12 protein-coding genes are annotated in these 13,069 nt (G+C 44.3%); 8 read left to right on the forward strand and 4 right to left on the reverse strand.

From position 1 onward, the window contains the following. The first annotated feature begins 95 nt into the window (after nucleotides 1-95). The 6 genes from ACESZG_RS09760 to ACESZG_RS09785 all read left to right on the forward strand — a co-directional run bounded on the left by ACESZG_RS09760 (nucleotide 96) and on the right by ACESZG_RS09785 (nucleotide 5,891). Nucleotides 96-1,298 carry an NRAMP family divalent metal transporter gene (locus tag ACESZG_RS09760; RefSeq protein WP_008707553.1) on the forward strand — a complete coding sequence of 401 codons (1,203 nt, stop codon included), beginning with the start codon at nucleotides 96-98 and terminating at the stop codon, nucleotides 1,296-1,298. Between the two features lie 153 nt (nucleotides 1,299-1,451). Further along, on the forward strand, nucleotides 1,452-2,177 hold the full coding sequence (gene pxpB, locus ACESZG_RS09765; RefSeq protein ID WP_020993687.1) for a 5-oxoprolinase subunit PxpB: 726 nt from the start codon (nucleotides 1,452-1,454) through the stop codon (nucleotides 2,175-2,177). Between the two features lies 1 nt (nucleotide 2,178). Beyond that, entirely contained in the window at nucleotides 2,179-3,186 is a 1,008-nt protein-coding gene (locus ACESZG_RS09770; protein WP_020993688.1) for a biotin-dependent carboxyltransferase family protein, read from the forward strand. Between the two features lie 42 nt (nucleotides 3,187-3,228). Beyond that, on the forward strand, nucleotides 3,229-3,666 hold the full coding sequence (accB, locus tag ACESZG_RS09775; RefSeq protein WP_022380575.1) for an acetyl-CoA carboxylase biotin carboxyl carrier protein: 438 nt from the start codon (nucleotides 3,229-3,231) through the stop codon (nucleotides 3,664-3,666). Nucleotides 3,667-3,684: 18 nt separating this feature from the next. Next, a complete protein-coding gene (gene accC, locus ACESZG_RS09780) occupies nucleotides 3,685-5,034 on the forward strand; it encodes an acetyl-CoA carboxylase biotin carboxylase subunit (protein WP_008707547.1) in 1,350 nt (449 codons plus the stop codon). Between the two features lie 86 nt (nucleotides 5,035-5,120). Further along, on the forward strand, nucleotides 5,121-5,891 hold the full coding sequence (locus tag ACESZG_RS09785; protein ID WP_373218055.1) for a LamB/YcsF family protein: 771 nt from the start codon (nucleotides 5,121-5,123) through the stop codon (nucleotides 5,889-5,891). Between the two features lie 106 nt (nucleotides 5,892-5,997). On the opposite strand, the gene ACESZG_RS09790 is transcribed toward ACESZG_RS09785, so the two are convergent. Further along, the gene (locus tag ACESZG_RS09790; RefSeq protein WP_008707544.1) at nucleotides 5,998-6,624 is read right to left on the reverse strand and encodes an AAA family ATPase; all 627 of its coding nucleotides are present in this window, start codon (nucleotides 6,622-6,624) and stop codon (nucleotides 5,998-6,000) included. Between the two features lie 151 nt (nucleotides 6,625-6,775). On the opposite strand from ACESZG_RS09790, the gene ACESZG_RS09795 reads away from it, so the two are divergent. Both ACESZG_RS09795 and ACESZG_RS09800 read left to right on the forward strand, forming a co-directional pair. Then, nucleotides 6,776-7,777: a TAXI family TRAP transporter solute-binding subunit gene (locus ACESZG_RS09795; protein ID WP_008707541.1), complete on the forward strand. Its 1,002-nt coding sequence runs from the start codon at nucleotides 6,776-6,778 to the stop codon at nucleotides 7,775-7,777. A 5-nt stretch (nucleotides 7,778-7,782) separates the two neighbouring features. Then, complete coding sequence (locus ACESZG_RS09800; RefSeq protein ID WP_008707539.1) at nucleotides 7,783-9,750, forward strand: TRAP transporter permease; 1,968 nt, start codon at nucleotides 7,783-7,785, stop codon at nucleotides 9,748-9,750. 60 nt (nucleotides 9,751-9,810) lie between these two features. Here the strand turns inward: ACESZG_RS09800 and rfbD are convergent, their stop codons facing one another. The 3 genes from rfbD to rfbA form a co-directional block, all read right to left on the reverse strand. Next, complete coding sequence (gene rfbD, locus ACESZG_RS09805; protein ID WP_025577224.1) at nucleotides 9,811-10,752, reverse strand: dTDP-4-dehydrorhamnose reductase; 942 nt, start codon at nucleotides 10,750-10,752, stop codon at nucleotides 9,811-9,813. Nucleotides 10,753-10,755: 3 nt separating this feature from the next. Then, nucleotides 10,756-11,784: a dTDP-glucose 4,6-dehydratase gene (gene rfbB, locus ACESZG_RS09810; RefSeq protein WP_025577226.1), complete on the reverse strand. Its 1,029-nt coding sequence runs from the start codon at nucleotides 11,782-11,784 to the stop codon at nucleotides 10,756-10,758. A gap of 176 nt (nucleotides 11,785-11,960) precedes the next feature. Beyond that, nucleotides 11,961-12,857 (reverse strand): glucose-1-phosphate thymidylyltransferase RfbA, encoded by an 897-nt coding sequence (rfbA, locus tag ACESZG_RS09815; RefSeq protein WP_022380581.1) that lies wholly within the window; start codon nucleotides 12,855-12,857, stop codon nucleotides 11,961-11,963. Nucleotides 12,858-13,069 lie beyond the last annotated feature (212 nt).

Genomic DNA, 13,069 nt, shown 5'->3' on the forward strand with positions numbered 1-13,069 from the left:
TCGACATCAAAAAGTTATCAAAATAATTTTTGCTTGTGTAAATATTCATTTTTTAGTATAATGTGCGATAATAACATGAAAAGGAGGCAATAAAAATGAGCGAAAAGAAAAAGAGTGGCGGAGCCTTACTTGGCGCAGCGTTTCTGATGGCCACATCTGCAATCGGACCAGGATTCCTGACACAGACAGCAACCTTTACCGGACAGTATCAGGAAAGTTTTGGATTTGTTATCCTGGTTTCCGTAATCCTTGCAGCCATTGCACAGCTGAATATCTGGCGTGTGCTTTGTGTGACCGGACTTCGTGGTCAGGATGTTTCCAATAAGGTACTTCCGGGACTGGGATATCTGGTATCGATACTGATCGTATTCGGTGGTCTGGTATTTAATATCGGAAACGTAGGTGGCGGAGCACTTGGTTTTAACACATTGCTTGGAATACCTACCAAAGTTGGTTACATACTGGCAGGTCTTTTGGCAATCCTGGTATTTGTGCTGAAAAATGCCAAAAGTGCCATGGATACTATTACCAAGGTACTGGGTGCCATTATGATTATCGTAATCTTTGTTGTGATCATTGTGGTAAAACCACCGGTAGGAAGTGCATTGAAGAATACATTTGTACCGGAAGCCGGTGCCACAAATCTGATTCCTGCAATCCTTACACTTTTGGGAGGTACTGTTGGAGGATATATCACTTTCTCCGGCGCACATCGTCTGATTGATGCAGGAATTACAGGCGAGAAGAACCTGAAAGAGATCAACAAGAGTTCTGTTATGGGTATGATCATTGCTACGATTGTTCGTATTTTCCTGTTTCTGGCTGTTCTGGGCGTTGTTGTCAAGGGCGTAACACTGGATGCTGCAAATCCTGCAGCAGACGCCTTCAAGCAGGGGGCTGGTGAAATCGGATACCGTTTTGCAGGTCTGGTTCTTCTGTGCGCAGCAATCACATCCATTATCGGTGCAGCTTATACTTCAGTTTCCTTCCTGAAGACTTTCAGCAAGTCTATCGAGGAAAATGAAAATAAAGTGATCATCGGATTTATCATTATTTCTACAGCCATTATGTTTATCCTTGGAAATCCGGCAGTACTTCTTGTACTTGCAGGTGCTGTGAATGGTCTGATCCTTCCGATCACCCTGGCAATCTGTCTGATCGCTGCACATAAGAAATCTATTATGGGAGAGAATTATCATCATCCGGTAGTACTTACCATTCTTGGAGTGATCGTGGTAATTCTTACAGCATACCTCGGTGTGACTACATTTGTATCTAAGATCGGTACATTGTTATAATTGAGGAAAATGTATCCGGTTTTCAGACTGGAGAGTATGTCAAAAAGGTGTGATCGTCCAGGTTACACCTTTTTGGTTCATTAACAGCCATGTGATGCAGAAAGAAGCAGATAAAAAGACATGGCGAAAAGATTAAGAAAAGAGGAGCAGATTATGCCGGACATTAGAATTTTAACAGAAGGTGATTCTTCTGTTCTGGTTGAATTTGGCAAAGAGATCAGTCCGGAGATCAACCGGAAGATCACTGCCACTGTACAGCTTATGAAAGAACAGCATATAGAGGGAGTTGTAGATATGATCCCTGCGTTCTGTTCTTTGCTGGTTAATTATGACCCGCGTGTGATTTCCTACGATGACCTGAAAAAAAGACTGGAAATTCTGTTAAAGATGGAAGTTACAGCAGGTGAAGGATGCAGAAAAGTTTATGAGATCCCTGTATGCTATGGAGGAGAATATGGTCCGGATATTGAGAATATTGCAGAACATGCCGGACTTTCCGTAGAGGAAGTAATAAAGATTCATTCTTCCAGAGATTACCTGATCTATATGCTTGGTTTTCTTCCGGGCTTTTGTTATCTGGGCGGGCTGGATGAAAGGATCCATACACCCCGTCTTGCAAATCCCAGAATCAAGATCAATGCAGGAAGTGTGGGAATCGGTGGTTCCCAGACAGGGATTTATCCTCTGGATTCTCCGGGAGGATGGCAGCTGATGGGAATGACACCTGTAAAAACCTATGATCCGGACCGTGAAATCCCGATTCTGGTAGAGGCAGGAGATTATATCCGTTTTGTACCGATCGATGAAGATGAGTACAAACGGATCAGAGAATTAGTAGAACGTGGCGAATACCAGTGCACCGTTCATGAGGAGGCATAAAATGGGAATTCGTATATTAAAAGGCGGAATGATGACAACGGTTCAGGATCTGGGGCGTTATGGATATCAGAGTCAGGGATTCAGTGTGGCAGGAGTCATGGATGTCCGTTCATTCAAAATAGCCAATCTTCTTCTGGATAATCCGGAGAATGAGGCAGTATTGGAGATAACGCTGATAGGCCCAACCCTTGAATTTACATCAGCTACTATCATTGCAATCACAGGCGGAGATTTCCAGCCAACCATTAATGGAGAGCCGGCTCCCATGTATACAGCCCTGTATATGAATAAGGGAGATGTACTGAAATTTGGAAGCGCCAGAACGGGAAGCAGAGGTTATATTGCTTTTTCCAGTTATCTGGATATTCCGGTAGTGATGGGAAGCCGATGCACCAATTTAAAGAGTGGTCTGGGCGGATTTAAGGGAAGAAAACTGGAAGCGGACGATTATATCGGATTTCGTATTAAGAGACGTTATCTGCCGTTTTTCCTTTCCCGAAAGCTTGATATGGATGAGTTTGATCAGACAGAAGCAACACTGCGGGTAGTAATGGGACCGCAGGATGGTATGTTCAGCAAACAGGGCATCAAGACTTTCCTGGGCAGTGAGTATACAGTGACAAATGAATTTGACCGTATGGGCTGCAGGCTGGAGGGACCGTTTATTGCTCCTAAGAAGACTTCGGATATTATTTCCGACGGAATCGCATTTGGGGCTATACAGGTACCTTCCCATGGTAAACCTATCATTTTGCTGGCTGACCGTCAGACAACGGGCGGTTATGGGAAAATTGCCACAGTGGCATCTGTGGATATTCCCAAGCTGGTACAGAGAAAAACAGATGATAAGATACATTTCAAGGCAATTACCGTACAGGAGGCTCAGGCTCTTTATGTTGAGGAAATGAAAGAACTTGACGGACTGAGAAAGATCATTCATCAGCCATGTAAAGAGGTTCTGGATTGCCGTCTGGTGGCAAAGAGACTGCGCAAGCTGTTTGAAGAATAACCGTAAAAAATAATATAAAATAGACAGAAAGGATAATGTTCGATGGATTTAGAGAAGATTGAAGGACTGGTAAAGATTATTGAGGATTCATCCCTTAATGAATTCACATATAAGGACAAGGATGTAAAGATTACAATGAGTAAGCTGGATCATCCTCCTGTAGTTGCAGCGGGAGTTCCTGTGGCTGCATCTGCACCTGTGAATACAATTGTGGAAAAAGCAGAGGAAGAAGAGGAGGAAAGTCTGTTTATCACTTCTCCTATCGTAGGAACCTTCTATTCTGCAGCTGCTCCGGATGTACCTGCTTTTGTAAAGGTGGGAGATCAGGTAAAAGCAGGACAGACGGTGTGTATTCTGGAAGCTATGAAGCTTATGAATGAGATCCAGAGTGACTATGACTGTGAGATTGAAGCAGTTCTGGTAAGTAATGAACAGAAAGTAGAATATGGACAGCCTCTGTTCCGTGTTAAGAGACTGTAGGATAAGGAGGCTTTCATATTGTTTAATAAAATTTTGATCGCCAACCGTGGGGAGATTGCAGTTCGGATCATACGTGCCTGCAGGAATCTGGGGATCCGAAGTGTAGCTGTTTATTCAAAAGAAGATGCTAAGAGCCTTCATGTACAGCTGGCAGACCAGCGTATCTGTATCGGAGAAGGTCCTGCCAGAAACAGCTACCTGAACATGGACCGGATCATTGCTGCAGCAGAAAATATGGGAGCAGATGCTATCCATCCCGGTTTTGGCTTTCTTTCAGAAAACAGTGAGTTTGTCCGCAAATGCAAAGAAAACGGAATTACCTTTATCGGACCGGATGCGGATGTGATCGATAAGATGGGAAATAAATCCCATGCCCGTAAAACCATGATGGATGCCGGGGTACCGGTTGTACCGGGAACAAAGGAACCTGTATACGATGCAGAAACAGGTAAAAAACTGGCTGAAGAGATTGGATATCCGGTTATGATCAAGGCTTCCTCAGGCGGTGGTGGCAAGGGAATGCGTGTGGCTGCAAATGAGGATGAATTTGAATTTCAGTTTAATATGGCACAGAGAGAATCAGCCAATGCTTTTGGGGATGATACCATGTACATTGAACGTTTTGTAGAAAATCCCCGCCATGTGGAGATTCAGATCATGGCAGACAGTCATGGAAACGTGGTGGCACTGGGAGAACGTGACTGTTCGGTACAGAGAAATCATCAGAAGCTGATCGAGGAATCCCCGTCCCCTGCCATTGATGAAGAAACCCGCAGGAAAATGAATGAATATGCAGTTCTTGCTGCGAAAACAGTAGGTTATACCAATGCAGGAACTATTGAATTTATCGTAGACCCCAAAGGCAACTTCTATTTCATGGAAATGAATACCAGAATCCAGGTGGAGCATGGAGTAACAGAGATGGTTACAGGCACAGATCTGATCATTGAGCAGATTCGTGTGGCTATGGGAGAGGAGTTAAGCTTTAAACAGGAAGATATCCGGATTAAAGGACATGCTATTGAATGCCGTATCAACGCAGAGATTCCTGAGAAAAATTTCATGCCAAGTCCCGGAGTAGTACAGCATATGCATCTTCCGGCAGGCAACGGAGTCCGGGTGGATACTGCCCTTTATACAGGCTATAAGATTCCGTCAGAGTATGATTCCATGATTGCGAAGGTAATCGTTCATGCACCTGACAGAGAGGCTGCCCTGCAGAAAATGCGCTCTGCGCTGGATGAGATGGTGGTCATGGGTGTGGAGACAAACCTTGATTTCCAGTATCAGATTATGAAGAATCAGGTATTCTGCGACGGAAAGGCAGATACGGGATTTATTGAGAATGTACTGAAAATTAAGGGATAAGATTGTAGGTAAGGATCCTGTATACGGATTGAGGGAGTGATTTTTCAAACACGCTCTGGGAAATAAATAGAAAAGAGGTAAGGTAAATGTATACAGTAGATTTAAACAGTGATCTGGGAGAAAGTTTTGGAAACTATAAAATCGGTAATGATGATAAGGTCATTCCGCTGATCTCTTCTGCAAATGTAGCCTGCGGTTATCATGCTTCAGATCCGGTAGTTATGGGAAATACGCTGGCAATGGCAAAGGAAGCGGGAATTCGTATAGGAGCACATCCGGGTTTTCCTGATCTGATGGGCTTCGGAAGAAGAAATCTGAGTGTTTCCCCTGCAGAGGCAAAAGCATATGTGCTTTATCAGCTGGGTGCACTGGATGCATTCTGCAGAGTAACCGGTGTAAAAATGCAGCATGTAAAGCCTCATGGAGCCTTATATAATATGGCTGCAGAGGACTATGCCCTTTCTACTGCGATCTGTGAGGCAATCAAAGAATTTGACAGCAGTCTGATCATACTTGCTCTTTCCGGCGGACAGCTGGCAAAGGCTGCTCAGGATATGGGCCTGCGTACAGCTATGGAGGTTTTTGCAGACCGCGCCTATGAAGAAGATGGTACTCTGGTAAACAGACGTAAGGAAGGTGCTGTGATCACTGATGAAAATGAGGCTATTGTCAGGGTGATCCGTATGGTCAAAGAGAAAAAGATTACTGCAATTACAGGAAAAGATATTGATATTCAGGCAGATTCTGTCTGCGTTCATGGAGACGGAGCCAAGGCTCTGGCGTTTGTGGAAAAAATCAGAGAGGCTTTTGTAAAAGAAGGAATCCAGATCAGTTCTCTGGATGAGTTTGTAAAATAAAAGAAATTTAGAAACAACTATTAAAAGGACTGAAGTAAAGAGGCTGTGGCACAGATTTTCTGATTGCCACAGCCTTGTTGCTGTTTTACAGCTTGCAGCGGTCCTTCTACTGATGCTTCAGATTCAACCCCTGCTGTTTTGCAAGTGAAGTGATAATCTCAATACAGTTATCGTATCCAAGGGTTCCGGTATCCAGACACAGGTCATAATCGTGATAAGTGCCAAGCTCATGTTTTGTATAGGTTTTGAAATAGGTTTCACGCAGGTTGTCCATTTTGGTGAGATATTTCCTGGGATCTTCCTTTCCGTTTAAGCCTAATTTCTGAATATGTTCTGTGCGGAGATTCACATCTGCATGAAGGAAAATATCCAGACTGGGAATACCGGCATTTCGCAGGATAAGATTGGAACAGCGGCCGATAATAATACAGTCCTGTTCTGCTGCGAACTGAAGGATCAGCTCTTTCTGAGCCTGGTAAATAGCATCATGGGAACTGAAATAACCTGCAGAGTTATTCAGAATGTTGTCCAGAAGTCTGGCGCTGCGGCTCAGATTTTCACCCTCACGATCAATATCCTCCTGGGAATATCCGCTTCTGGCAGCAGCCTGTTTTGCAAAATCCCGATCGTAATATGGGATACCAAGCCTTTCTGAAACTACTCTTGCAATACTGTGTCCCCCGGCACCAAACTCCCGGCTGATTGTGATGACAGGGTATTTTCTTTCGGACATAATAGATACCTCCATTGGGTTGTTATTTATTTTGTTATCCATGTTTTTCTTTTATTGTAACGTTTTTTGTAAGATTGTTCAATAAAGATTATCATTTTTTGAAAAAATATGTTATAATTCAAAATATTATGTACCTGAAGGAGATGGATTTATGAGAAACAAAGAGCTTTTCAGAGGCAGGAGAAAAGCTGGCAGGATTGTTGGCCTTGTTTTGACTCTTGCACTTGCAGTCAGCCTTCTGAGCGGCTGCGGACAAAGTAAAGAACGTCTGACGTTCGGTACCGGCGGTACGGCGGGAACGTATTATTCCTACGGTGGTGTACTGGCCCAGTATATTACCAATAATACAAATGTAAAGGTTACAGCGGTTTCTACAGGTGGTTCCAAAGCGAACCTGCAGTCAGTACAGGACGGAGATTTTCAGCTTGGATTTGTCCAGTCAGATGTAATGGCCTATGCATGGGACGGTGTAAGAGCATTTGAACAGGACGGTGCAACCCATGATTTCAGGACTCTGGGCGGCCTGTATGCAGAGACTGTCCAGCTGTTTACCATGGATCCTGACATTAAGACAGTGGAAGATCTGAAGGGCAAGAGCGTATCTATCGGTGCGGCAAACTCCGGTGTATATTTCAATGCTCTGGATGTTTTAAATGCAGGCGGCATTACCCTGGATGATATCCATCCCCAGTATCTGTCTTTTGAGGACAGCAAGGAATCTTTGAAGGATGGAAAAATTGATGCTGCGTTTATTGTTGCAGGTGCACCTACAACAGCTATCACAGAGCTTGCAACTACCAATGGTGTCTATATGATCAATATTGATGGCGCGATCAGGGATTCGATCCTGAGTGACTGTCCATATTATACATCCTACCAGATTCCGGCAGGAACCTATCCGGGACAGGATGAGCCTGTAGAAACCATCACAGTCAAGGCGACGATCGTAGTGTCCGAATCTCTGGATGAGGATACAGTTTATGATATGACTGCGGCAATTTTTGACCATGCAGACGAGATTTCTGCTGAGAATGCAAAAGGAGCGGAGCTTTCTCTGGAAAACGCTACTTCCGGTATGACCATTCCTTTCCATAAGGGTGCGGCGCGTTATTATGCAGAGCATGGAATTACAGTGGATACGAAAGGGGAATAGTCAGGATGAAAGAAAATAAGATAAAAAAAGCAAACACATCCCCGGAAGGGCAGGCTGGTTCTGAGAACATGAGCACAGCAGATGTAGATGCAGTAATGAAGAAATACGACCGCGAATCCAATATTCGTGTGTGGACCGGCAAATATAAGCTGGCTGTACGCGGCCTGCTGGTTGCCTTTTCTCTGTGGTGTATCTATGTTACCTTATTTGCAACCTTCCTGGAGGAAATCCGACTGACTTCTTTTCTGGGGCTGATCATTCTTATCGGATTTCTTACCTATCCGGCGAAAAAAGGAGATATCAGAGAAAACTACATGCCGATTGGCGATATTATTTTTATGATCGCAGGCACAGGTGCTTTTCTGTATTTTACTTTTTCTGCAAATCAGATCATCAATCAGGGTACCAGATTTGCCCCTTATCAGATTGTGATCGGTATTATCGGTATTGCTGCACTGATCGAGCTTACCAGACGATGCGTGGGCCTGCCGATCCTGTTTGTGGCAGGTTTTTTCCTGATCTATGCACTGGCTGTAGGGCTTACCAATCCGGCATTTTTGGGAAGAGTGAAATTCCTGGTGCGGAATCTTTTCTACACAAAAGAGGGTATTTTCTCCACACCTGTAAATGTATGCTCTAAATATATTGTGGTATTTATTATTTTCGGTGCGTTTCTGGAGAGAACAGGAATCTCCAACTTCTTTATTCAGCTGGCTAACTGCATTGCAGGAAAATATGCAGGTGGACCGGCAAAGGTAGCGGTTATCAGTTCTGCACTCTGCGGAATGGTATCCGGTTCTTCTGTAGGTAACACAGTAACAACCGGTTCTGTTACAATCCCGATGATGAAGGACACAGGCTACAAACCGGAATTTGCCGGAGCAGTAGAAGCTGCTTCTTCCACAGGTGGACAGATCATGCCTCCGATCATGGGAGCTGCCGCATTCCTTATGGCAGATTTTGTGGGTGTACCGTACTCCAACATTATTGTCAGGGCGATTCTGCCGGCATTGTTGTACTTTACAGGAATCTTTATTTCTGTACATCTGGAAGCAAAGAAATTAGGACTTTCCGGAATTCCGAAGGAAAAACTTCCGGTATTTAAGCTTCTGATCCGTAAAATCTATCTGTTATTACCTCTGGTCATGCTGGTAATCTGGGTGTCCGGAAACTATATGACCATGCAGAAGGCTGCCAGCTATGCAATCGTTCTTTCTGTTATCGTAAGTCTTTTTGACAAAGAAAACAGAATCAGTGTTACCAAATGTATTGATGCGCTGGAAGCAGGAGGAAGAGGTGTTATCTCCGTAGCAGTAGCCTGCGGTGTTGCAGGAATCATTTCCGGTTCCATCACCATGACAGGACTTGCCAATGACCTGATCAACGGAATCATCAGTGTTGCAAACGGAAAACTGATCATTGCACTGCTTCTGACTATGCTGTGCTGTATCGTACTTGGTATGGGTGTACCTACCACTGCCAATTACTGTATCATGGCAGCAACCTGTGCTCCGATCCTGGTACGTATGGGAGTACCTACACTGGCAGCTCATTTCTTTGTATTTTACTTTGGTATTGTTGCAGATATCACACCGCCGGTAGCGCTGGCTGCCTACGCAGGTTCAGCCATAGCGAAGGCCAATCCGATGAAGACTGCATTTACAGCCTCTAAGCTGGCTATCGCAGTATTTATCGTACCTTATGTATTCTGCTTCAATCCGGCAATGCTGCTGATCGATACCACACCGCTTAAGGTTGTTCAGATCTTTATCACCTCACTGATCGGTGTGTTTGGATTGTCCTCCTCACTGGAAGGCTTCCTGTCAGTGAAAATGTCTGTACCGGTTCGTGTCTTAATGGCAGCAGGTGGACTGATGCTGATCGATCCGTCACTGATGACTGATGTTGTGGGAATACTTCTGATCGTGGGATGCTGCGTATGGCAGACAGCGCAGAAGAAGAAAACTGCATAGAGAAGAATAAAAAAACCGGCAAAACACCTGTCATTTGGGTGTCCTGCCGGATTTTTTTATTTAGAAATCCAGTTCTTTCAGATACCGTCCAAGTGCATCCTGCCAGGTGGGGAGTGGTGTGAAACCATTGGCTGTCAGTTTGCTCTTATCCAGGCGGCTGTTAAACGGTCTGGCTGCTTTGGAAGCGCCATACTCTGCAGTTGTGACGGAGTTGACTGTCATGTTTTCCGGGAGATATTCCGGGTGTCCCATGGCAGCGGCCTGACGGAAGATTTCTTTTGTGAAATCATACCAGCTGATATATCCGCCCTCATTGGTTGCATGATAATAACCGTATTTTTCAGTTTCGATCATATCTACCAGAAGTCTTGCCAGGTCGTAGGTATAAGTAGGTGTACCGATCTGGTCATTGACTACGGAGAGAGTATCATGAGTTTTTCCGAGGTTGATCATGGTTTTGATAAAGTTCTTGCCGTTTTTGCCGAATACCCATGCAATACGGACGATAAAGAACTTATCAACTGTGCCGGATACGGCAAGTTCACCGTCCAGCTTTGTCTGTCCATAGACATTTAATGGTTTATAGTCCTTGCAGTCAGGCTCCCATGGAGTGGTTCCCTGACCATCGAATACATAATCAGTGGACAGATACAGCATCTTGATGTCAAGCTCTTTGCACACATCAGCAATATTCTGAGTTCCGGTTACATTTACCAGACGGACCTTCGGCTGATTCTCTTCATCTTCGGCAGCATCTACAGCTGTCCATGCAGCACAGTGGATCACAGCATCAACATTTGCTTCTTTAATGACTTTTTCTACAGAAGCTTTGTCAGTGATATCCATCTGAACATAAGGCATTGTGGTAACTGCAGTGCCATCAGCGATTCCGCTGTAGGAAGGAGCAATGTCGCTTCCCACACCTTCATAGCCGCGTTTCGCAAGTTCGTTCATAACATCATGTCCAAGCTGACCGCCTACACCTGTTACAAAAATTCTCATAAATTATGCCTCCCCGCGGTTTGCGTACATTTTTTCATAGTAGTTCTGGTATTCACCGGAGATGATCGTTTCCCACCATTCTTTGTTATCCAGATACCATTTGATGGTCTTCTTGATACCGTCTGCAAATTTTGTTTCCGGTAACCAGCCAAGTTCGTTGTGGATTTTGGTCGGATCAATAGCATAGCGCATATCATGACCTTTACGGTCTGCTACATATGTGATCAGACTTTCCGGTTTGCCAAGCTCTTTACAGATGATCTTAACGATATCAATGTTTGTCATTTCGTTGTGACCACCTACATTATAAACTTCGCCTACACGTCCTTTGTGGATGATCAGGTCGATTGCGCGGCAATGATCTTCTACATAGAGCCAGTCACGAACGTTTTCGCCTGTTCCGTATACCGGAAGTGGTTTGTCATTTAATGCATTGGCGATCATTAACGGAATCAGTTTTTCCGGGAAATGATATGGTCCGTAGTTGTTGGAGCAGCGGCTGATAGATACAGGCAGCCCGTAGGTTCTGTGGTAAGCCAGTACCAGAAGGTCTGCAGAAGCCTTGGAAGAGCTGTAAGGGCTGCTTGTGTGGATCGGAGTTTCCTCTGTGAAGAACAGGTCAGGTCTGTCTAATGGAAGATCTCCGTAAACTTCATCAGTAGATACCTGATGATAACGTTTGATACCGTATTTGCGGCATGCATCCATGAGAACAGCAGTACCGATAATATTTGTGGTAAGGAAAACTTCCGGGTTTTCGATGGAGCGGTCAACGTGACTCTCTGCAGCGAAGTTTACAACCATATCAGGGTGTTCTTCCTCAAAAAGTTTGTAAACTGCTTCGCGGTCGGTGATGCTTTCTTTTACGAAACGGAAATTTGGGTTGTCCATGACAGGTGCAAGAGTGGAAAGGTTTCCTGCATAGGTCAGACAGTCCAGACAGATGATGCGGTAATCCGGGTATTTTTTTAACATGTGAAAAATAAAGTTGCTTCCGATAAATCCGGCACCGCCGGTTACGATAATGTTCATAGTGATTCTCCTTAAAAAATATATAATATGAATATCTGTAAGATTCTGTTATAGAGTCAGGCAGATAAAATTATCCGCCTTGCTGCATGGCGGGTGATATATCAAATAACGGTTTGAAAATTTGATATATCACTCACTTGACTGCGAATTCGCTTGTACAGGTCTAAAAGCTTCGGTTAGTGCAATACATCCAGATATTTACCGTCCAGAACGTCTTTTAAGTACTGACCATACTGATTTTTCTTCAGTATTTCATAAACCTTCAGCACATCTTCCTTTGTAATCCAGCCATTGAGATATGCAATCTCTTCCAGGCAACCGATTTTGCGGTGCTGGTGGCTTTCCATTGTTTTTACAAAGTTGGTAGCTTCCACAAGGCTCTCGTGTGTACCTGTATCCAGCCATGTGAATCCCTGTCCGAGAAGCTCTACGTTTAATTCGCCCTTTTCCAGATAGATGCGGTTCAGATCTGTGATCTCAAGTTCGCCTCTGGCACTTGGTTTCAGATTTTTTGCATACTCTACGACGCGATTGTCATAGAAGTATAAACCTGTGACACAGTAGTTGCTCTTCGGGTGCTCCGGTTTCTCTTCAATTGAGATAGCCTTGCCTTCATGGTCAAATTCTACAATACCGAATCTCTCCGGATCATCTACATAGTATCCGAAAACAGTTGCACCCTCGCCGGATTCTGCGTTCTTTACAGCAGCTTTCAGTCTTTTCTTCAGTCCATGTCCTGCGAAGATATTATCGCCGAGAACCATGGCAACAGTATCATCACCGATAAATTCTTCGCCGATGATAAATGCCTGAGCAAGTCCGTCCGGACTTGGCTGTACTGCATAGGTGAGATGGACACCGAACTGATGTCCGTCACCAAGAAGTTCCTCAAAACGAGGAGTATCCTGCGGAGTAGAGATGATCAGGATATCGCGGATCCCTGCATTCATCAGTACAGACATGGGATAGTAGATCATTGGTTTATCATAGATTGGCAGAAGCTGTTTGGATGTTACCATTGTAAGCGGATAAAGGCGTGTGCCGGAACCGCCTGCTAAAATAATACCTTTCATGTGTATTCTCCTTTGCTATTTGGCAGTATGCGGTCGGAGCGATATTTTGTCAGCTATCTATCTGTGTAAATGTGTAAATGATAAGCAAAACATCAGGCGACTGCGATACTAATCAACGGGTTTCTGGATTGTCAGTCTGAGTTACGATATCATCCTGACTCTGGTGATTGTATTATAAAAGGTGACCTTAGGTCACCTTCAAGTACTTTTTA

The sequence above is a fragment of the Blautia sp. Marseille-P2398 genome, assembly GCF_964240315.1.
GTDB lineage: Bacteria > Bacillota > Clostridia > Lachnospirales > Lachnospiraceae > Blautia_A > Blautia_A wexlerae.

What these genes read in the sequence shown, in the direction of transcription:
- ACESZG_RS09760 (WP_008707553.1), top strand. Translation starts at nt 96, where the DNA reads ATGAGCGAAAAGAAAAAGAGTGGCGGAGCCTTACTTGGCGCAGCGTTT.
- pxpB (WP_020993687.1), top strand. Translation starts at nt 1,452, where the DNA reads ATGCCGGACATTAGAATTTTAACAGAAGGTGATTCTTCTGTTCTGGTT.
- ACESZG_RS09770 (WP_020993688.1), top strand. Translation starts at nt 2,179, where the DNA reads ATGGGAATTCGTATATTAAAAGGCGGAATGATGACAACGGTTCAGGAT.
- accB (WP_022380575.1), top strand. Translation starts at nt 3,229, where the DNA reads ATGGATTTAGAGAAGATTGAAGGACTGGTAAAGATTATTGAGGATTCA.
- ACESZG_RS09785 (WP_373218055.1), top strand. Translation starts at nt 5,121, where the DNA reads ATGTATACAGTAGATTTAAACAGTGATCTGGGAGAAAGTTTTGGAAAC.
- ACESZG_RS09790 (WP_008707544.1), bottom strand. Translation starts at nt 6,624, where the DNA reads ATGTCCGAAAGAAAATACCCTGTCATCACAATCAGCCGGGAGTTTGGT.
- ACESZG_RS09795 (WP_008707541.1), top strand. Translation starts at nt 6,776, where the DNA reads ATGAGAAACAAAGAGCTTTTCAGAGGCAGGAGAAAAGCTGGCAGGATT.
- ACESZG_RS09800 (WP_008707539.1), top strand. Translation starts at nt 7,783, where the DNA reads ATGAAAGAAAATAAGATAAAAAAAGCAAACACATCCCCGGAAGGGCAG.
- rfbD (WP_025577224.1), bottom strand. Translation starts at nt 10,752, where the DNA reads ATGAGAATTTTTGTAACAGGTGTAGGCGGTCAGCTTGGACATGATGTT.
- rfbB (WP_025577226.1), bottom strand. Translation starts at nt 11,784, where the DNA reads ATGAACATTATCGTAACCGGCGGTGCCGGATTTATCGGAAGCAACTTT.
- rfbA (WP_022380581.1), bottom strand. Translation starts at nt 12,857, where the DNA reads ATGAAAGGTATTATTTTAGCAGGCGGTTCCGGCACACGCCTTTATCCG.